The sequence below is a fragment of the Okeania sp. SIO1H4 genome (assembly GCF_010672695.1).
GTDB classification, from domain to species: Bacteria; Cyanobacteriota; Cyanobacteriia; order Cyanobacteriales; family Microcoleaceae; genus Okeania; species Okeania hirsuta.
This window is the reverse complement of sequence record NZ_JAAHGB010000044.1, coordinates 10,819-30,161: the sequence shown is the minus strand read 5'-3', so window position 1 is coordinate 30,161 and position 19,343 is coordinate 10,819. Positions and strand designations below refer to the sequence as shown.

Below are 19,343 nucleotides of genomic sequence, written 5' to 3'. Positions count from 1 at the left end.
ATTTTTAGCTTTTTTATATTGATAATATTTACTCCCCTTTTTGTTCTACATATAAAGTGTTTTGTATCTCAAATAACAAAAAATTAATGATAAATTATTCATATATTTTAGGTAACTTATACTTAAGTTTATTTAATCAAAAACAAAACTCAAAAAATATATTTGGAGAGAGTAGTGGGTTACGATTTTGACGCAATAATTATTGGCAGTGGTGCAGGGGGAGGAACAATTGCCCATACTCTAGCAAAAGCTGGTAAACGAGTTCTCCTTGTGGAACGTGGTCCTAGATTTAGTGATGTTGAAGCCTTTCAAGATGAGCAACGAATGCTGATTGATAAAGAAGCTTTTGATGATCGCCAAATTCAAGTAAATGGACGTAGCGCCCAACTTCACATCGCAGGAATATTAGGTGGTGGTACATCCCTATATGGTGGGGTACTCATGCGCCCAAGTCCATACGATTTCCATCCAGGTAAATTTTATGACCAATGGTTACCCCGTCATCTATGGGATTGGCCGATCGCCTATGATGATATGGCTCCTTACTTCGACCAGGCAGAAATTTTATTCGGTGTCGCCGGGGATAAACCACACAAAATGCTGAATATTGGTACGCCAAGTCATGGTTATCCGGCCACAGTTCCACCTCTCGAACCAATTAACCAACAATTAGAAAAAGGTATTAAAGCTGCGGGACTAACTCCATTTCATCTTGCCTTCGGTATAAACTTCGATACTTGTCTACGTTGTTCTAAATGTCCTGGTTTCTACTGTCCCAATGAATCTCGTGCTTCTACAGTGATGCGTGCTATTGATCAGGCAATTCTTGATTATAATCTCAAAGTTCAAACCCTAACAGAGGCAGAAAATTTAGTTACTAATACCAGTAAAAAAGTTACTGCTATTCGCCTTCGTTGTCGCAAAACTGGCACAGTTGAGGAACTTACAGCTAAAACTTATATTCTGTCTGCTGGAGCATTGGGTAGTCCAGTTATTCTGATGAAGTCTGGTTTAACAGGGCGTAGCGGACAACTAGGACGGAATTATATGTATCATTGTGGTGCTTTAGTGGCAGGATTATTCAAACAATCTACTGGTGGGGCGGATAAATTTATTAAACAGTTAGGGTTTACAGACCTCTATCTTGGTTCCAAAGAATTTCCACATAAATTAGGGTTAGCTCAAACTGTACCTATTCCCGGACTTCTTTCTCTACAAGAAAATTTTCCTGTGCCAATTCCTCAACCCATTGCCGAATTTCTGTTGAAGCGGATGTTGGTAATAACTGGTATTGTAGAAGATTTACCCCAACAGGAAAATCGGATAGAAGTTGGTCAGGATGGGAAAATTCGTCTGTTCCACAAATTTCATTCCTATGATGTTTTTCGTTCTCGGTATTACATGACTAAGTTAAAACGCGTCTTTCGGTTAGCAGGAGCAATATTATGCTTTGGGGCGATGGGTCATAAGGATGATATTCATACGTCCCATCAGGTAGGTACAACTCGGTTTGGTAAAGATCCAAATACATCTGTGCTTGACCAAGACTGTCGTTTACATGACCATGAAAATGTTTTTGTTGTGGATGGTGGTTTTATGCCAAATGCTTTGGGTGTTAGTCCAGCTCTGACTATTGCAGCTAATGCTCTGAGAGTAGGGGATATTATGTTGCAAAAAGCGATAATTTGAATTTGTGGCTTCATGGCGATCGCATTTCTCTAACTAGGGTTTGCTGAAAAAGTCTTATGGGTGAGGGTAGGAGACAGGGCAAACGCATCTAAATTCTGGAACCTTCTACGGTTAAGCTTTAGAGAAGTGATAAGTATAAACACTCAGACCCCTAACATCCTTGCCCTGTTAGAACTTCAAAATAAGATGCGTTTGCCCTGGTTAAATTGAAATTGAAATCCCAGGAAATTTGAAGAAAATTTAGGGTTGTTTTTTCAATATTCATGCAATCGTTTCAGCTTCATCTGGATTTAAGGAATTTGTAAATCTTCAAATTTTCTCATCCAGATGATAGGAATAGCTGCTTTTCCCGGAAATTGGTTAGGTAATTTTGTATTAGAAAAAGTCAGTCGCCAACTCTTCCGTTGGCTAGTTATTACTTTTATACTTTTCAGTGGAGTTTATATTCTCTGGGAACAAAAGCAGTTGTTAATAATTTGGTAGATTGACTGGTTGCTACAGCCATTACAGAGTAGAGTTCTATCGTATATCATGGATATCTGAACCGCCATACTTTCACACCTAGATCCCTTCCCAAGGACGATAACCTTGTCTCAACATCTCATATTCTTGATTGATTTCTCTCTCTAAAGAAATATAAGAAACTCCTTTCTTAATATTTTCAATGGTAGCTTGCATACAGGCTAATCCGCTTTGATACTCCGAAATATTTGTCACGTTTATCCGAAAGCCAATTTTCTTTGTAAACATTGAGCTTAAAGGTAAAAGTGTAACCTTTCCAATTTGAGAAAAATATTCACCCAAATTATAACTATCCCCTATCCCTAAACTCTTCATCCTAGATTCAAGTTCTGAGTTAAACCCAATATTGATAAAAGGCCCGGCACAGCTACTCTTTATAATCTTCATTCCCATAGCCAAGAAATCAGAATTCATCAGCAAAGCTTCAGCATTCGCCCTCAATCTCTCTAACTCTTTTCTCAATTCTTCACGATGATTCAAGTCTCTTTGTTTTAGAGCCCAAGAAGCTGTAAGTACCTCGGCATTGGTGTAACGAATATGTGCTGCAACAACAAAGCGCTTAATTTCTTTTACAAGTGCCTCATTCTGACTTGTCAAAAAACCTACTTTGCCAATACCGTCAATTCCAAATTGTCTTCGCATTCCACAGGTTGTGATCACTAAATCTGAGCGACTACTCACACTTGCTACTGAAACTTGGTCATTTTCTATTGCTTCAGTTCCTGAAAAATACAGATCATTAATGATTAGGATATTATGTTGATTCGCGACCTCGGCTAATTCTTTTAACTCATCTGGACTATAAATTTGGCACCAGGGATTATTAGGGGTTTCCAGTATAAAAGCAGCAATTAGATATCCATTCTTTTTTGCAGTACAAATGACTTCTTCCAATTTGTCTGGCTTAATCTTAAAACTCGAGGGACAAACTTCTACTAAATGCCGAGTAGTGCCACAAAATATATCTATATTATGTTATGGTTGTAGCGAAAGTTCCCTTCTGGATAAATGACTGTAATAGGTTTAACATTTCCTCCCATCCGTAATAATCTATCTTTGGAGGCTAGAATCGACATTTTCACAAGAATTGTTGAAGTCTTCGGGAAAATAACTACGGATTTCGGATCAACTTTAGGAAAAGAGGGAATTAGCCCAAAAATCTTTTCTGTACCTAGATTAGCAAGAATTTCTGGCACAGTTACTTTATGAGAATCGATTAAATACTGGGCAGGGTAAGATGCATATAAATTCTCCAGTTCTACCATTAGATCTTTCTTCTTATGTTCAGGGGCATCTGAATGACCCAGATCAACCTGACCTTGATAGCGTTTAAGTTTTCTAAATAATTCATACTCTTCTGTTGAACGTGATTTCATAAACCAGGAGATTAATTAATAGTAAAGTTTACTAATCTCATCTATACTACTGGCAACTCAGTCTGTCTTCGAGTCGGCTTTAAATTCTCTTTACAAATCAGCTATTAAAGTGATGACTGCCGACTTAATCGATTGAGAGTTGCTGCCATTAGACTTTGATTTTGACCAGAAACTGTAAAAACTAATGCTTCTCGATAAACTCTTTGGGCATGATGATGACTTAAATTAGCACCTCCACTTGAACTCGTAACAGCAGCATGAGCGCATCGCAGGGCTAAATCAATTGCCCACGCTCGGAGTTGATATTTTTGGTCGATATCTAGATTAGAATTCTGTTGGGCTTTTTGAATGATTGCACGACATTGATTCAGTTCCTGATTCAGTAATTCTGTCGCATCTTGAATAAAGATAAATTTCTTTTGTTCAAAAACTGTTTCCAGAATATCTAACCCAGCTTTAGCACAGCCCAGGGCTAAAAAACTGGCTGGTAATGCATTTTTTTGATCCCTTTGATGAATCCAATCTATGGGTTGAATTGAAACAACTTTTTCTGCGGGTAAAAACCAATGATTGAGTGTAGCAGTAACGGTATTGGTTGAAGTCATGGCACACAGAGACATGGGCTGACTGAATGAAATTTGTTCGCTATTTTGAAACGGAACTAAACCAAATACAGCTTGACCATCCGCTAAGGTTGCTGCCACAATAAATTGATCAAAAATTTGCCATCCACTCACCCAAGGAACGTAACCATTGATGTGATACCCCCCTTCAACTGGAATCGCTGTAATGGTTGGATTTCCTGTTCGTCTGATTTGAGAAAAACCCACCCCGATTTTTATTTTTCCATCACTCATTTTGGGAAGATAAACCTCCTGAAGTTGAGTGTTTGAACTCTGCATCAGCATGGCGGATGCACTTTGATGTTGAGTTTGTAAAAAAGCTAATGCGCCGGAATATCGTGCGACTAATTCCTGAAATTGAACGAAGGTTTCTGAAGTCATTCCTATTCCACCCCACTGTTGGGAGACACGTAATGTTAATACTCCTAATTTACCTAAGCCGTCTAAGGCTTGATAAAGTAACTCTGGAGAAAAATCGATTTCATTTGATCGGGGATAAACATCGGTTTCTAGATAGATTTTAGTTGTCTTGAGTAGATGTGAAATTGTCATTTTATAAAGTTTGTGATAGAACTGACGTTATGCCCAGAGCGATCGCGCTGCGATCATCAACAACAGTTGGGCAAATGCCGGCCTTCAAGCAGTTTGACAGACTTTGAATAGGTCTTAATTGAAGCATCCCATACCATTTACATACATTTTTCAGCATTTATCTGGAGAGTTCATCACTATAACCTCTATAAGTTTCATCGCCATCAATAAATTGACAACCACATTCTACACAGATATAGTTTTGCTTTCCTTTCTTTTGGCTATTTTTATTGATGTTAGTTGATTGATCCATTTGGACATTCCATAATTTTTCTGCCTAAGATCGCGATCGCTCCTTTCTCAAATCATACCTTAATTCACCAACGTCATTTTTTCCACTAAGAACTTTGTACTGTCCAGATCCTAATACAAATCTGGATACTCTCTTAGAAATATGGACATATCAGGTTACAGCGGTTTTCATTTGCGTAGACCACAGTAGGGACATTCCATGGAACGTCCTTACAAGGTTTTGCTTGTGAAGATGTGGTTCATCAATTTGAAAAGCGCTGTAAGATAAATTCAAGATTTACATAGATAGCAATCCATCTCTCAATAAAATTCTAGAATATCATTCTCTATTGTGCAACACCTAATTTCAGTATAATTAGGCTAGTAGTTGTGCTTTAGGAACTAAAGCACTTATTTTTTTGATCAACAAGTCCAACTATAAACAAGTACTTGATTATAATCTACTTACAGCGGTTTTCATATTGATGACCTCAAGTCAAAACTAAAATTTTCTAGGTATGATTCGCGTTTGCCGAGCATAACCCAGGAAATAATCCCTACTATGGTCTACCCAAATTAAAACCACTGTAGTTAAATTTTCTCTGATATTTCAACTCCAACTGGCACCTTAACTTCAACTGCTTCCTGTTGAGACTGTTTCAATAATTTGCCTGTAGTGGTATTTGAAACATCTTTTTGTTTTGAACTCCTCAATTTCAACTTCTCGGCTAATACATCCCGTTGATTAATCAGATAAATACTAACTAAAGTTAAACCAACTCCCACTGACTGCAACGAACTCAAAACTTCCCCTAAAAACAAATTGCCAAACAATAAAGCAAAAATTGGAGTTAGAAAAGTTAAAGCACTTAAACTCGTAAGATTTCCAGAAGAAGCAAAATAAAAGAACAAACCATAGGCGATCGCGCTGCCGAAAATTGCTGCATAACCCATCGCTATCCAACCATACCCATCAATATTTACCCACTGTCCAGACTCAAACCCAGCGGAAAGAACAAGTAATGGAACACCACCTAAAATCAAATGCCAACCAGTTGCCATAACTGGGTCATTATATTTGCAAACCCAACGCACTAAAACTGTTCCGACTGCCATAGATAGAGATGCTAATAACATCAACCATTCTCCACTTTGAAACAGTGCACCCATTCCCAGAGATGCTTCTATTGTTTCTGGATGCAGCAAACTCCCGATCCATTCATCAGGTAAACCAATTAAACTTATACCAAAAACGCCAATACCTAACCCTAACCAACCCCAAAATCTAATTCTCTCTTGAAATAGCCATAATGATAAAATAGCTACTGCCAAAGGTTGGGAGTCAATCATCACCGAACCCAAACCAGCACCTGTTCTGACTAACCCTTGAGCCAAAAATCCCTGAAACAAAGCACCATCTACTAAGGCAAATAATAAAATCCACAACCAAGCTATTTTTCCTTGTGGTTGAGGTCTTCCCTGAATCATTCCTACCAGTAACAATAATATACCTGCTGGCAATATACGCATTGCTGCCATAAAAAATGGTGTTGTCTGAGGAATAACACCTTTCATAGCTACCATTGCAGTTCCCCAGAAGAAAAAGGGAGCAATTAGTAACAGTGGTGCAAAGGGGAGTTTTGAGTTAGTCAGTTTTAGCTGCATAGTAATTTCAGTTATCAGTTATCAGTCATCAGTTATCAGTACCGACCGCTGTTTGCGCAGCATGACCTAGGTAAATCAGAGGCACCGAAATACTGAAGTTTAATTTTTCTGTCCCCTTGTAGAGCGACAGCTCGTGGCGCAGCCAAGGGGAGACTATTGACCCTATTTTTTGGTCATTATTTTATACATTTTAATATTAAAACTTTATTTACAAATTGTAACAATTTTTCATAGAAGTATCTATTATTAAATTTAATGAATTAATAATAAGGCAAAATTTCCAAATATTCATTAAATATTATCTTTGTTGACAATTTAAGTTGAATATGTTAATAAATAAATTCAGATAATTTGTGCTATAATTAAATTTTACTTTTGACTGAATAAAAGTATGATTTGGCCATTTAAGCCTCGGTATCGTAAACAAATTGCCCGAATTGAAATTAATGGTGTCATCGCGAGCGACACCAGAAAGCGAGTTTTAGAAGCACTGAAAACAGTAGAAGAAAGAAAATTTCCGGGTCTGTTACTGAGAATAGATAGTCCCGGGGGTACTGTTGCTGACTCTCACGAAATTTACAATGCCCTGAAAAATTTGCAAGATAAAGTCAAAATTGTATCTAGCTTCGGCAATATTTCAGCCTCTGGGGGCGTGTATATCGGCATGGGTTCTCAACATATTGTGTCTAATCCTGGGACAATTACAGGTAGTATTGGGGTGATTTTGCGAGGCAACAATATAGAACGTCTTTTGGAAAGAGTAGGGGTTTCTTTTAAAGTAGTAAAGTCTGGTCCATACAAAGATATATTAGCCTTCGACCGAGAAATGACAGATCCAGAGAAGCAAATTCTCCAAGACTTGATTGATAATAGTTATCAGCAATTTGTCAAAATAGTGGCTGAGGCGCGAAATTTAGCTGTAGAAACTGTCAGAAGTTTTGCAGATGGCCGAATTTTTACAGGAGAACAGGCATTAGAATTAGGTGTGGTTGACCGTTTAGGTACTGAAGAAGATGCCCGTAAATGGCTTTGTGAACTGATAAAATTAGACCCAGAGAAGACGGAGAGTTGTACTCTCGAAAAACCAAAATCTCTAGTAAATCGAGTTTTGGGTAATAATCAGGTATCATCAAAACTGTCGGCAGCTCAAAGTTGGGTAGAATTTGAAGTTTCTACCAATGGTTTACCTTTGTGGCTGTATCGACCTTAAGTTAAAATAAAAAGTTGTTGATTGGGAGGATTTTGGTGTGGTGTGGCGAGTTCAAGCAATTCGTGGGGCAACTACTGTCTCAGAAAACTCAAAAGAAGCTATTCAAGAGGCAGTAACGGAACTACTAGATGAGCTAGAGAACCATAATCAAATCGAACCAGGCCAAATTATTAGTACGACTTTCTCTGTGACTCGTGACTTAGATGCTATTTTTCCTGCTGCGATCGCCCGCCAACGTCCCAACTGGAATAATGTACCTTTATTAGATGTGCAGCAGATGCACGTTGAAGGTAGTTTAGAACGTTGTATTAGATTTTTGATTCATGTGAATATGCCAGAAACTCAGGCCAAAAAAATTGTTCATACCTATTTGCGAGGGGCAAAAAATTTGAGGCCTGACTGGCAAAAAGCTTGAATAAGGCATAAGGCAGAAGTCAGAGTTGCTTATGGATAGTCAACGATCAGCCACTCCGTATCTGATAACACCAAGCAATTTTAAGTATTGCAAGTGACTGTGGGGTATTAAACCTGCAAAAGAAAAGAAATAGCAATAGTCTGCTACGGATTTTTTTCTACCCAACGTTACGTTAATGCAAACTATTAAGACAGACTATAACCAATATATTCAAGGGTTATTTTAGCTGCTTAGTTTCACTATACTCATTTTTTTTTGATAACCTTTTCAGAAAATAAGCTAGAGTTACTTATAATTCTCACTCTAAATTTTTATTACATGAGAGCGCCATTTTTTTCCAATATTGTGATATCTACCCTTGTTGCCATAGTCACTTGGCTCTGGACTAGCACTGCCTTGGCTGCAATTCCAGTTCAACTATACGACCTAGAATACAAAGAATGTCCCTCTAGTTTAGAAAAAGGAATGATTTCCAGTGGTTCTAGTATGGCAGCTAACTGTTTTATTATCGGTGGTAAAGCTAAAAATTCTACTGATAAAACTTTGTATGATGCTGATGTATATGGGCGTATCTATGACGCTGATAATAATAATGTTATGCAAAATCGTACAAGACTTGGGTCAATTGAAAAAGTCCCCCCAGGTGTAACTGATTTTGAAATTAGAGTTTCCGTACCAGCAAACCTACCTACTCCATTGAGACTTAAACAGTTTAAATCATCTGGCTTTTCTCATAAAGTTCGGTGGCAAACTATAGAAGAATTTGATGGCTTTTAATTCTTGAAGGCAGGTTGAGTTCTAAGAATTAATATCTTTTTTCAATCTGCCTCAAAGTTTTTTTTTAAAAGAAAACTATATTGATAGATACTAATAAGCCAAGCCATTTAGTAACCCAGTCAAAACTTGAGCAACAAACTGGAGAGCAAATATAGCAATTATAGGAGAAAAGTCTATACCTCCCAAGGGTGGAATAATAGAACGAAATATATTTAGATAAGGATCAGTCAATTGACTCAATACAGAAAATGGTGGATCGTACCAGTTAATATTAGGGAACCAACTTAATAAGATCCTAATGAACATTAAAATTAAATATATTTGTACAAATGTTCCTAAAGTTTGTGCTAGTAGTCCTATGGAGGCATTCATAAGTGTTATTATTCTGAAACTACAAACAATTCATTCATAGATATTAAAGTCTATTTTAACACAGCTTTGCCTTATTCATCTTTCATTCTGGGCTATATATAAAATCTATTTCATAAAATCTAGATTTATTCTTAATAATTTGAGGATTCTTCAGAGAGCGATCGCCCAGAATTTGTCAAGCTTCCATTAACACCATTTATTTGTTGGCGCACTTCATCAATTGCTTGATTCAATTGGGCTATTTTACCTTCCAAGGTTTGACGAGTCTCTTCTATAATTTCTGATTCTTTTATGGCTTTTTGTTTTTCAGTATCTTGAGTCTCTAATAAATTTTCTGCCTCATCTGCATCATTAGATACCCTTGCTCCTACTAAAATTCCCAATAACCCACCAACTAAGCCGCCTACTGCTGCTCCTGCAATCAAACCACTTGCAAAACCATCTCTATTACTCATATTTAGCAAATAGCTAATCGTTTATGTTAATCTTTAATCATTACAATCTAGCATATTCTTAATAGAATGTCAAAAATAAATTAATTTTGATTTGCTTCAAGTGGCCAGTAATATAAAATCCCGTTGAATACTTATTATATAGTTGGGAGTAGGGGAGTGGGGCAGGGTCAATTTATTGTCACCAGAGAAAAAAGGAGGGGGGTGGGGAGTGCGGGGACTGTGGGAAGCACAGGATCTCAAAAAAATATAGGGTTGTAAATATTCTCTGACGACAAAGAATTAGCCTTGGGGGAGTGGGGGAGTAGGGAAGATGAAATATTGAAGTAATTATAGAATTATCAACAGATATTAAACATATCCTCCAAAAAAGGGAGTAGGGAGTAGAGGGAAAGAATTGATAAATAATAGTGCGATAATTGATCTGATTTTTTATCAAAATAATTGGGTTTAAAACCCCGCCTTTTAAGGGAAAATCTTTTTGGAGAGTTGCTCAAATCCCCGTGACAAAAATAACTTTTGACTTCTGATTTCTGACTTCGTTAATATTGGATATATATATTTAATTATAACCAGATTCTATGTGCAACCCCACCGGATTTGATATAACTTAAGTACCAAAAGTTCGATCGCCAGCATCGCCAAGACCTGGTATAATATAGCCAACATCATTAACAACCTCATCAATAGTTGCTGTGTAAACAACCAAGTCAGGATAACTAACACTCAACTTTTGTAGAGCAGGAGGAGCAGCTACTACAGAAATAATTCTGATTGAAGCAACATCAACCCCACGCTCAGTTAATTCAGTCATGGCCTGCATAATTGTTCCACCAGTAGCTAACATTGGGTCGCAAATCAAAACCCGAGCATTAGGGGCCAACTGGGGAGGCAGTTTATTCAAATAACAGCTAGGTTCGAGAGTTTCTTCATTTCTAACTATTCCCAGATGATAGATGGATGCCAAAGGTAAAACAGTTTGCGCCCCTTCTAATAATCCTAGACCAGCTCGGAGAATTGGTATTACTACGACAGGGACTTGAGGATTAACAAAAGTAGCAGGACATTCAGCTAAAGGAGTTTGTACTGTTGTTTCTATTATTGGTAACCAATCTCGAATTGCTTCATAGGTTAACCATCGGCCTAATTCTGTCATTGCAGAACGAAATAGAGCAGAGGGTGTATTTATGTCACGAGCTACGCCTAACCAATGTTTTACTAAAGGATGAGGTGGGACATAAACACGAAGTTGCATAGTCATTTCAGTTATCAGCTATCAGTTATCAGTTATCAGTACCTCTAGTTAAAGTCAGAGGTTTGAAATATTGAACTTTATTTCTCTTGGTTGATTGGATATGGCGCAGGTTTCCTCGCCATCCCTCGACCGCTTTGTCACGCCACTACTAAACTTTGATTGACTCAAGTCAAACACTATTAACATCATAAGCGCTACACTGAAATCTAGCAAATTTTCAAAGGTGTTACTATGGCAATTTCTCCTGCATCTCAGTCATTAACTGATAAATTTCCTCCAATACTTGAATATGATGCAATAGTTATCGGTTCTGGTATTGGTGGTTTAGTTACAGCTACTCAACTTGCAGCTAAAGGAGGCAAGGTTATAGTATTAGAAAGTTATACTATTCCTGGTGGTAGCTCTGGTTATTTTGAGAGGGAGGGATACACATTTGATGTTGGTGCATCAATGATATTTGGTTTTGGTAAAAAAGGTACAACAAATTTACTGACTCGTGCTTTAGATGCGGTAAATGTTAGCATAGAAACAATCCCCGACCCCGTACAAATACATTATCATTTACCAGATAATTTAGAGTTAAAAGTTCACCAAAAATATGAAAAGTTTATCCAAGAATTAACTGAAATATTTCCCCATGAAAAAAAAGGAATTCGTCAATTTTATGATGAATGTTGGAAAGTATTTAATTATCTCAATTCTATGGAGTTATTATCTCTAGAAGAGTTAAAATATCTCTCCAAATCATTTTTTCAAAATCCTGGTTCTTGTCTGGGTTTATTGAAGTATTTACCTCAAAATGTAGGTGATGTTGCACGTCGATATATTAGCGATAAACAATTATTAAAATTTATTGATATGGAATGTTATTGTTGGTCAGTAGTGCCAGCAGATTTAACACCAATGATTAATGCTGGAATGGTGTTTTCCGATCGCCATTATGGTGGTATTAATTATCCTAAAGGCGGTGTGGGTAAAATTTCTCAAAAATTGGTAGAAGGTTTGGAGAAAACAGGGGGAGAAATTAGATATAAATCTCGCGTTCAAGAAATTATTATTGAAAAGGGAAAAGCTGTAGGAGTTAAGTTAACTAATGGAAAGGTTTATCGAGGTAAGCGAGTTATTTCTAATGCGACGAGATGGGATACTTTTGGCAAGTTAATTCCAACAGAAAAGATACCGTCAAGTGAGAAAAAATGGCGCAGTAATTATCAAAAGTCACCAAGTTTTTTAAGTTTACATTTAGGAGTAGAAGCTTCCGTATTTCCAGAAGGTACAGAATGTCATCATATTCTCTTAGAAAATTGGGAGAAAATGGAGGATGCAGAAGGTACTATTTTTGTCTCTATTCCTACACTTTTAGACCGAGATTTAGCGCCAAAAGGTTATCATATTGTTCATAGTTTTACACCTTGTTATATAGAAGATTGGCAAGGATTAACAATCAAAGAATATGAAGCAAAAAAAGAAGAAGCTGGGGGGCGAGTTATTGATAGATTAGAAAATATTTTTCCTGGTTTAGATGCTGGTTTAGATTATATGGAAGTAGGAACAGCTCGTTCCCATCAAAGATTTTTAAATCGTGAAGATGGTACTTATGGACCTATTCCTAGTCGTAAATTACAAGGTCTATTAGCAATGCCATTTAATGGTACTGCAATACCTGGTTTATATTGTGTTGGAGATAGTACATTTCCTGGTCAAGGTTTAAATGCTGTGGCATTTTCTGGTTTTGCCTGCGCTCATAAAGTTGCTGTTGATTTAGGATTAAAAAAAAGATGATTTTAAGGCAGAAGGCAGAAGGAAAAATTGCTTATGGATTAAACCCCAAACAATTTTAAGCACTTTGTAGACGGTTGGGTATTAAACCCACTACAGAAAAGATAATTAATTCTCCTTAAAAGAAGAGAGTTTACTAAAATAATTTTTTTCTTTTTCATCCTTAAAAATAGAGGCTTTAAATCTTCATAATTCAGTAATTAAAGATAAAGGGAAGATTGAAAATAAAGTTTTTTACTTTAATGTTTTTTCTTTCTTCCTTTCTCATAAAATATGATATACATAATTTTTTAAGAGATTGTTTGTATACAAAAGATTAAAAGGTGTGGGGTGCGTTCATCTAAATTTAATGTTGAGCAATTAAGAATAGCGCAGAACCCCCCCCCTAGTATTGCAATATTTTAGGCGTGTTACGCCACTACATAATTTATTAATGAGGAAATTGCTGTATGTTTAATCCCCTCAATTTAAATACAGTTAAAATTATTGCACTGATAGGATTAATGATATTGGGATTAATTTCTACATTGGCGATATCCAGTTTTATTCAAACTACCAATATAATCAAAAATCAATCTATTGATTCTCAGTTTGTCATTAATAAATTTCCCCAACAAATAATCAAAAATCAATGGATAATTAGCTCTGCTCAAGCTCAGGAATTAGTTGCACAAGGAGCAACAATTTTAGATGCTCGTTCTTGTAAAATATTGAATCCTCAAAGTTTGTTAAACGCAACTTGTATAAGTTGGCAAGAATTTTCTCAGTCTCAATCTCCATTTAAAGGAAAATTACTTACAGATGACAAAGTTTTGACAGAAAAATTACAAGCTATAGGCATTTTTAATCACAAACCAGTAATAGTGTTTGGTAATACCATAAATGGTTGGGGAGAGGATGGCAGAATAGTTTGGATGTTACGCACTTTAGGTCATCAAAAATCCTTTTTAGTAGATGGAGGTTTTACTGCTTTAGTTAAAGGGGGTTTTCCTACAGTTAAGTTTACGAAAAATAATTCTCCACCTAGAGGAGATTTTGTGGTTAATCAGAATGAAAATTGGCATATTAGTCAGAATGAATTAAAAACAAGTTTAGGAAAAGATAATCTGGTAATTATTGACACTAGGGAGCCACAAGAATATGCTGGAAAAACACCTTATGGAGAACAACGTGGGGGTCATATTCCAGGGGCAATTCATATCTATTTTAAGTATTGGTTAGATAATAATGGGATGTTATTATCGCGGGATAAAATTTTAGAAATGTTGGCAGAAAAGGGAATTACAAAAGATAAAATTATTGTTACTTATTGTACGGGTGGTGTACGTTCTGCTTGGTCTACTTCTGTATTGAAAGATTTGGGATTTAAGGTGAAAAATTACTCTGGTTCTATGTGGGAATGGTCGGCGAGTAGTGCAGATATTTATCCTTTGGAAAAATCCAGAAAAGAGGGAGTAGGGGTTATTGAGGACAGGGAGAAGGGGAGACACGGAGACGCGGAGAGGGAGAAATAAACAGAAGAATAATTAACATTAACTGAGCTGCTAATTAACAAAAAGGGACTTTTTCTGTATTAATTATTTAATAACTGAAGTGTCACATAAGTATAGTATTACTTTTGAGAATTTGTATTAAATTCAAAATCAAAAAAAACTATTTCAGTAATAAAATTTTTGCTAAAAACCCTAAATATTTTGAGAGTTAAAAACGAAAAATTAAGCTTTTCAAACACATTTTATACCAATTTGATAAATGTTTGCTACAAATAGCTAGGGTATTTTTTAGAATTTCCGTTTGTCATGCTCCGCAAACAGAATTCAGAAGCCGTATGGGAATAGATTTAATACCAATTTTTAGGTCGGAAATTCTCTTTTTTGTCAAAGGGACATTTCCTACAAAATCTTTTTATTGCACTTATTATTAGTAACATTCTTTTTTCAAATTGGTATTACTTAAACAAATAAACTTGTTAAAGCGCTTGCCGTTGTTATGAGGTACACCCCGGAGTGGGCAAGATGCCCGCACTACAATTTTTTCATCATTTACCCTATACCTCATTTGCCCGAAATATGCTGTAAAAATAGTGGGATAGGTTCAAAATAAAAAAAATCAATGATTAATGGTTAAGTTTTTAGAGATGAAATTGAATAATATAATGTTTTTCAAGTTACTGATACCAATTTTATAAATGTTTCCTACAAATAGCTAGGGTATTTCTGAGAATTTCCTACGGAATGCTCCGCAAACAGAATTCAGAATTCAGGAGTCAGAATGAATATATTTAGTACCAGTTTTTAGGTTGGAAATTCTCTTTTTTGTCAAAGGGACATTTTCTACAAAATCTTTTTATTGCACTTATTATTAGTAACATTCTTTTTTCAAATTGGTATGAGGTATAGTTGTTTTTCTTCTTTGTTATTTCCTACTCCCGCGCAACAAAGGAATTTTGTACCTCAACAATATGGGAATTGCTATATCTAATATTTAGATAAAATAATCGGTAATAATACTGACTAATTAGCCATGTATTAAGAAATAATTATTGTATAATAACCAAAATAATTTCTCAGTAAATTTTGAATTTAATTTAGTACTAATTATGGATGAATTAAACTCTCTAATTGAACAGTCACAGATAACATTAACACCTCCAGATTTTCCACCGCCACCACCAATAGAAGTTTCTCCAGATGTAATTACTCCAGTGGAAAATTTCCCAGAAACTAATGATATAGTTTTGATTAGTAACCCAGGGTTAAATTTCGGTTCCCAAATTCCTTCAAATAATAACGTAAATATAGAATATTCTGACCTTTTAGGAGGCAGTAATTTTGAAGATGGACGAGGCATAACTACGGACGAAGAAGGCAATATTTACATTACAGGTAGTACCAACTCTATAGATTTTACAGTAACTGCAAATGCTGTACAAAATAGTTTTGCTGGAGGTAATGAATTTGGTTCTGGCGATGCTTTTGTTGCTAAATATTCTCCTGATGGAACTCTGATTTATTCTACATATATAGGTGGAAGTGGTGATGATTTTGGTACAGATATTGAAGTAGATGAAAGTGGAGATATCTACGTCACAGGTAATACTAATTCTGTTGACTTCCCGACAGTAAATGCTTTACAAAATACCTATGGTGGGGGTGAATTTTTAGGAGATGCTTTTGTAATTAAACTATCTAATGATGGTACTAATATTGAATATTCTACTTATTTAGGTGGGCAAGATAACGATTTTAGTAGTGGTATTGCTTTAGATGATAATGGCAATGTTTATATAACCGGAGATACGGGTGCTTTACTCCGTTTTCCCATAGTTCCTCTTACTGGTATTGGCGACTTTCCTACTACAGAAAATGCCCTACAAAATACTTTAATTAGTGAATTTAATCGTGATGCTTTTGTCAGTAAAATATCTACCGACGGTAGTGAATTAATCTACTCAACTTTATTTGGTGGAAATGATACGGAGGTAAGTAACGATATTACTATAGATAGTAGTGGCAATACTTATATAACTGGTGATACTCGCTCCGTTGACTTTCCCACTGAAAATGCAGTACAAAATTCTTTAGGTGGAGACCGAGATATATTCATTACCCAACTTAATAGTGACGGTAGCGACTTAATTTTTTCCACTTATTATGGTGCAGTAGATGGAGATACTGGTAATAGCATTGCTGTAGATGAAGTGGGTAACATTTATGTAGCAGGAGCTTCCGGTAGTCAAATTATCGGAGGTGATGCAGTAGTACCCCCAGTTGGAGAGTTTCCCACTGTTAATGCTTTGCAAAATAATTTTGGTGGGGGTGAAAGTGATGGAATTTTGATTAAAATTAATAGCGATCGCTCTGTTGGATATGCGACTTATTTAGGTGGAGCAAATTTTGAGTCTATTGAGGGTCTTGATATTGATGGGGTCGGTAATACTTATATTATTGGTAACGATAATTTTGCCGATGCTTTTGTCAGAAAAATATCTAACGATGGTGGAACTGTAGAATATTCAATTTCCTTTGAGACCAACAATAATTTGGGTATATTTGGCAATGACATTGCAGTAGATGAAGTTGGTAATGCTTATATTGTTGGTTCCAGCAACTCCACTGCTTTTCCTGAATTTATTCCAGGTGGTAGTAGTACAGCGAACGATATTTTTGTTGCGAAACTAAACTCTAGTAGTCAACCTCCAAATATTCCCTTTCCCAATATTCCTAGCAGTTTCAACGAAAATCTTTACTTGCTAGAAAATTCCGGTGTAGCAGATGCTGTGACAAATGGTTTATTTAATAACGGGTTTGAACATTGGTTAGAATTTGGTTTTTTAGAAGGGCGATCGCCTCAGTTTGCTTTTGATGAAGAATTTTATCTGGCCACTTACCCAGTAATTGCTGATGCAGTGGCAAATGGTTTATTTATCAATGGGTTAGAACATTATATTCGGTTTGGTCAAACTGAAGGACGTCAAGCAGTTGCTTAATTTGATAGACATAGGGTTCAACAATTAAAATTAATAATTACCCCTTCTTTTTTCCCCTCCTGGGAGGGGTTAGGGGTGGGTTGACTCCGTACTACTGCCTACCCTAACAAAAAGACTTTATTCAGCAAACCCTAATTAAGATTAATATCATAAACTAATTCAGCAACGCCGTTTTTTTGCCCCATATTTTTGGGTGCATCTCAATATTTGCAAAAATACTTTTTCCTATATATTCCCCGTTGCCTGTTGCCTGTTGCCTGTTGCCTAAAAGCGATAAATTTTTGGCTTTATTCAAAATTGAGATGCACTCATATTTTTTATTCAAATTAATCCTACTTTTCTCAGAGCTTTTTCTGCGGCCCGTTTTTCAGCTTCTTGTTTACGATGACCTTTTCCAACACCATATAACTTTCCCTTAACTCTAACTTCAGCAGTGAATATTTTGGCATGATCCGGACCTTCTCCATTATTAGATTCATATTTAGGATTTTCTCCAAATTTTGCCAATGCCCACTGTTGAAATTTACCTTTAGTATCTACTAAATCATCTGTTTGTGCATCACTTTCTGAATCTGGAAAAATTATTTCATCTGCAACTGGTTGAAAAATTTTTTTCACAAAAGGGCGAACTTTCGTCAAAGTTGAGTCTAGAAAAAAAGCTCCAATTATTGCTTCAAAAGTGTCACTAAGTAAAGCCGGGTTTTGACGACCTCCATCTTTTTCTGCTCCCCTACCAAGGCGCATTAATTCACCTATTTCTAGTTGAGTTGCAAATTTTGCCAATTGTTTTTCATCTACTAAAAGTGAACGGAGACGAGTAAGTTCTTTAGGTTTTAAATCATATTCTTCTTTATAACGTCTATAGAGTAGTTCTCCTACTAGGAAACCTAACACAGCATCCCCCAGAAATTCGAGACTTTCGTTATCTTCTTCTCCAGAATTTTCGTTTAAAAAAGAGCGGTGGGTGAGAGCTTGTTTTAAAAGTTCAGGATTTTTAAATTCAGGTAGTTTCTTTGTCATTTGCCAATCTTACATTTATTGAGATTCGTCTATATTAATCCTTCTTATTTCAATTTAGCTAGTGCATTTTTAGCAGCTTGTTTTTTTGCTTCTTTTTTACCGAATTATTAATTATTAATTATTAATCATTAAATGATTCGCGCCTTGAAGCCTCCCCTTTTCAGAGGAAAATAAAGAAATAATATCTCCTTATATTCAATTCCGTAACGGTTTTAACCAGAGGTAATTATCAATTATCCATTATCAATTATCAATTAATGAATACCTCCTTCACCTTGAGCATACTTTATATTATCCACAAATACTTGAGACAAAAAAATAGGTTTATCGTCTTAACCACCACATTTATTAGATTCATATCTAGGAATTTTTTAATTTCTTCTAATGCCCACTGTTGAAATTTAGCTTGAGTATCTACTAAATCATTGTCTGAAAAAATTATTTCATCTGCAACAGGTTGAAAAAGTTTGTTCACAAAAGGACGAACTTTCGTCAAAGTTGAGTCTAGAAAAAAGGCTCCAATTATTGCTTCAAAAGTGTCACTAAGTAAGGCCGGGTTTTGACGACCTCCATCTTTTTCTGCTCCCTTACCAAGACGCATTAATTCACCAATTTCTAGTTGAGTTGCAAATTTTGCCAATTGTTTTTCATCTACTAAAAGTGAACGGAGACGAGTAAGTTCTTTAGGTTTTAAATCATATTCTTCTTTATAACGTCTATAGAGTAGTTCTCCTACTAGGAAACCTAACACAGCATCCCCCAGAAATTCGAGACTTTCGTTATCTTCTTCTCCAGAATTTTCGTTTAAAAAAGAGCGGTGGGTGAGAGCTTGTTTTAAAAGTTCAGGATTTTTAAATTCAGGTAGTTTCTTTGTCAT

At 35.9% G+C, this 19,343-nt stretch carries 19 protein-coding genes and 1 pseudogene; 8 read left to right on the top strand and 12 right to left on the bottom strand.

Features of this window, described 5'->3' with window-relative positions; translation table 11 throughout:
* The first annotated feature begins 162 nt into the window (after positions 1–162).
* Positions 163–1,689: a GMC family oxidoreductase N-terminal domain-containing protein gene (locus F6K06_RS23040; RefSeq protein WP_240038940.1), complete on the top strand. Its 1,527-nt coding sequence runs from the start codon at positions 163–165 to the stop codon at positions 1,687–1,689.
* A 327-nt stretch (positions 1,690–2,016) separates the two neighbouring features.
* Entirely contained in the window at positions 2,017–2,172 is a 156-nt protein-coding gene (locus F6K06_RS23035) for a hypothetical protein (RefSeq protein ID WP_287243030.1), read from the top strand.
* 78 nt (positions 2,173–2,250) lie between these two features.
* On the opposite strand, the gene F6K06_RS23030 is transcribed toward F6K06_RS23035, so the two are convergent.
* The 6 genes and pseudogenes from F6K06_RS23030 to F6K06_RS23005 form a co-directional block, all read right to left on the bottom strand.
* On the bottom strand, positions 2,251–3,174 hold the full coding sequence (locus tag F6K06_RS23030) for an aminotransferase class I/II-fold pyridoxal phosphate-dependent enzyme (RefSeq protein WP_287243044.1): 924 nt from the start codon (positions 3,172–3,174) through the stop codon (positions 2,251–2,253).
* A 2-nt stretch (positions 3,175–3,176) separates the two neighbouring features.
* Positions 3,177–3,587, bottom strand: coding sequence for a hypothetical protein (locus F6K06_RS23025; protein ID WP_287243029.1), 411 nt, complete (start codon positions 3,585–3,587; stop codon positions 3,177–3,179).
* A gap of 104 nt (positions 3,588–3,691) precedes the next feature.
* Positions 3,692–4,762, bottom strand: coding sequence for an acyl-CoA dehydrogenase family protein (locus tag F6K06_RS23020; protein WP_287243028.1), 1,071 nt, complete (start codon positions 4,760–4,762; stop codon positions 3,692–3,694).
* 1 nt (position 4,763) lies between these two features.
* Positions 4,764–4,919 (bottom strand): hypothetical protein, encoded by a 156-nt coding sequence (locus F6K06_RS23015; protein ID WP_287243027.1) that lies wholly within the window; start codon positions 4,917–4,919, stop codon positions 4,764–4,766.
* Positions 4,916–5,054: pseudogene (locus F6K06_RS23010) on the bottom strand (IS1 family transposase); the annotation flags it as partial. The pseudogene F6K06_RS23010 and the gene F6K06_RS23015, both read right to left, overlap by 4 nt.
* 569 nt (positions 5,055–5,623) lie before the next feature.
* Positions 5,624–6,697, bottom strand: coding sequence for a DMT family transporter (locus F6K06_RS23005; RefSeq protein WP_287243026.1), 1,074 nt, complete (start codon positions 6,695–6,697; stop codon positions 5,624–5,626).
* 391 nt (positions 6,698–7,088) lie between these two features.
* Between F6K06_RS23005 and sppA the strand changes: the two genes are divergently transcribed.
* The 3 genes from sppA to F6K06_RS22990 all read left to right on the top strand — a co-directional run bounded on the left by sppA (position 7,089) and on the right by F6K06_RS22990 (position 9,099).
* Positions 7,089–7,907, top strand: a complete 819-nt coding sequence (sppA, locus tag F6K06_RS23000; protein WP_287243025.1) for a signal peptide peptidase SppA — start codon at positions 7,089–7,091, stop codon at positions 7,905–7,907.
* A gap of 37 nt (positions 7,908–7,944) precedes the next feature.
* The gene (aroH, locus tag F6K06_RS22995) at positions 7,945–8,322 is read left to right on the top strand and encodes a chorismate mutase (RefSeq protein WP_124144829.1); all 378 of its coding nucleotides are present in this window, start codon (positions 7,945–7,947) and stop codon (positions 8,320–8,322) included.
* Between the two features lie 318 nt (positions 8,323–8,640).
* Positions 8,641–9,099: a hypothetical protein gene (locus F6K06_RS22990; protein ID WP_124144828.1), complete on the top strand. Its 459-nt coding sequence runs from the start codon at positions 8,641–8,643 to the stop codon at positions 9,097–9,099.
* A gap of 90 nt (positions 9,100–9,189) precedes the next feature.
* Here the strand turns inward: F6K06_RS22990 and F6K06_RS22985 are convergent, their stop codons facing one another.
* The 3 genes from F6K06_RS22985 to upp all read right to left on the bottom strand — a co-directional run bounded on the left by F6K06_RS22985 (position 9,190) and on the right by upp (position 11,184).
* On the bottom strand, positions 9,190–9,471 hold the full coding sequence (locus F6K06_RS22985; protein WP_124144827.1) for a YggT family protein: 282 nt from the start codon (positions 9,469–9,471) through the stop codon (positions 9,190–9,192).
* 131 nt (positions 9,472–9,602) lie between these two features.
* Positions 9,603–9,926, bottom strand: a complete 324-nt coding sequence (locus tag F6K06_RS22980) for a hypothetical protein (RefSeq protein WP_124144826.1) — start codon at positions 9,924–9,926, stop codon at positions 9,603–9,605.
* Between the two features lie 607 nt (positions 9,927–10,533).
* On the bottom strand, positions 10,534–11,184 hold the full coding sequence (gene upp / locus F6K06_RS22975; RefSeq protein ID WP_124144825.1) for a uracil phosphoribosyltransferase: 651 nt from the start codon (positions 11,182–11,184) through the stop codon (positions 10,534–10,536).
* Between the two features lie 225 nt (positions 11,185–11,409).
* Here upp and crtH point away from each other — a divergent pair, with 225 nt between their 5' ends.
* The 3 genes from crtH to F6K06_RS22960 all read left to right on the top strand — a co-directional run bounded on the left by crtH (position 11,410) and on the right by F6K06_RS22960 (position 17,446).
* Complete coding sequence (gene crtH, locus F6K06_RS22970) at positions 11,410–12,960, top strand: carotenoid isomerase (RefSeq protein ID WP_287243024.1); 1,551 nt, start codon at positions 11,410–11,412, stop codon at positions 12,958–12,960.
* 446 nt (positions 12,961–13,406) lie between these two features.
* Positions 13,407–14,471: a sulfurtransferase gene (locus F6K06_RS22965; protein ID WP_205127349.1), complete on the top strand. Its 1,065-nt coding sequence runs from the start codon at positions 13,407–13,409 to the stop codon at positions 14,469–14,471.
* A 1,085-nt stretch (positions 14,472–15,556) separates the two neighbouring features.
* Entirely contained in the window at positions 15,557–17,446 is a 1,890-nt protein-coding gene (locus tag F6K06_RS22960; RefSeq protein WP_287243023.1) for an SBBP repeat-containing protein, read from the top strand.
* 154 nt (positions 17,447–17,600) lie between these two features.
* Here F6K06_RS22960 and F6K06_RS22955 read toward each other — a convergent pair whose 3' ends face one another.
* The 3 genes from F6K06_RS22955 to F6K06_RS22945 all read right to left on the bottom strand — a co-directional run.
* Positions 17,601–17,771 carry a hypothetical protein gene (locus tag F6K06_RS22955; protein WP_287243022.1) on the bottom strand — a complete coding sequence of 57 codons (171 nt, stop codon included), beginning with the start codon at positions 17,769–17,771 and terminating at the stop codon, positions 17,601–17,603.
* The gene (rnc, locus tag F6K06_RS22950; protein WP_287243021.1) at positions 17,768–18,466 is read right to left on the bottom strand and encodes a ribonuclease III; all 699 of its coding nucleotides are present in this window, start codon (positions 18,464–18,466) and stop codon (positions 17,768–17,770) included. Before rnc ends, F6K06_RS22955 begins: the two co-directional genes overlap by 4 nt.
* 286 nt (positions 18,467–18,752) lie before the next feature.
* A partial coding sequence (locus F6K06_RS22945; RefSeq protein WP_287243020.1) for a ribonuclease III family protein occupies positions 18,753–19,343 on the bottom strand: 591 nt, incomplete at its 5' end.

Coding starts and splice junctions, on each gene's coding strand:
- F6K06_RS23035 (WP_287243030.1), top strand. CDS start 2,017: ATGATAGGAATAGCTGCTTTTCCCGGAAATTGGTTAGGTAATTTTGTA.
- F6K06_RS23025 (WP_287243029.1), bottom strand. CDS start 3,587: ATGAAATCACGTTCAACAGAAGAGTATGAATTATTTAGAAAACTTAAA.
- F6K06_RS23020 (WP_287243028.1), bottom strand. CDS start 4,762: ATGACAATTTCACATCTACTCAAGACAACTAAAATCTATCTAGAAACC.
- F6K06_RS23015 (WP_287243027.1), bottom strand. CDS start 4,919: ATGCTGAAAAATGTATGTAAATGGTATGGGATGCTTCAATTAAGACCT.
- F6K06_RS23005 (WP_287243026.1), bottom strand. CDS start 6,697: ATGCAGCTAAAACTGACTAACTCAAAACTCCCCTTTGCACCACTGTTA.
- sppA (WP_287243025.1), top strand. CDS start 7,089: ATGATTTGGCCATTTAAGCCTCGGTATCGTAAACAAATTGCCCGAATT.
- F6K06_RS22990 (WP_124144828.1), top strand. CDS start 8,641: ATGAGAGCGCCATTTTTTTCCAATATTGTGATATCTACCCTTGTTGCC.
- F6K06_RS22985 (WP_124144827.1), bottom strand. CDS start 9,471: ATGAATGCCTCCATAGGACTACTAGCACAAACTTTAGGAACATTTGTA.
- F6K06_RS22980 (WP_124144826.1), bottom strand. CDS start 9,926: ATGAGTAATAGAGATGGTTTTGCAAGTGGTTTGATTGCAGGAGCAGCA.
- upp (WP_124144825.1), bottom strand. CDS start 11,184: ATGACTATGCAACTTCGTGTTTATGTCCCACCTCATCCTTTAGTAAAA.
- crtH (WP_287243024.1), top strand. CDS start 11,410: ATGGCAATTTCTCCTGCATCTCAGTCATTAACTGATAAATTTCCTCCA.
- F6K06_RS22965 (WP_205127349.1), top strand. CDS start 13,407: ATGTTTAATCCCCTCAATTTAAATACAGTTAAAATTATTGCACTGATA.
- F6K06_RS22960 (WP_287243023.1), top strand. CDS start 15,557: ATGGATGAATTAAACTCTCTAATTGAACAGTCACAGATAACATTAACA.
- rnc (WP_287243021.1), bottom strand. CDS start 18,466: ATGACAAAGAAACTACCTGAATTTAAAAATCCTGAACTTTTAAAACAA.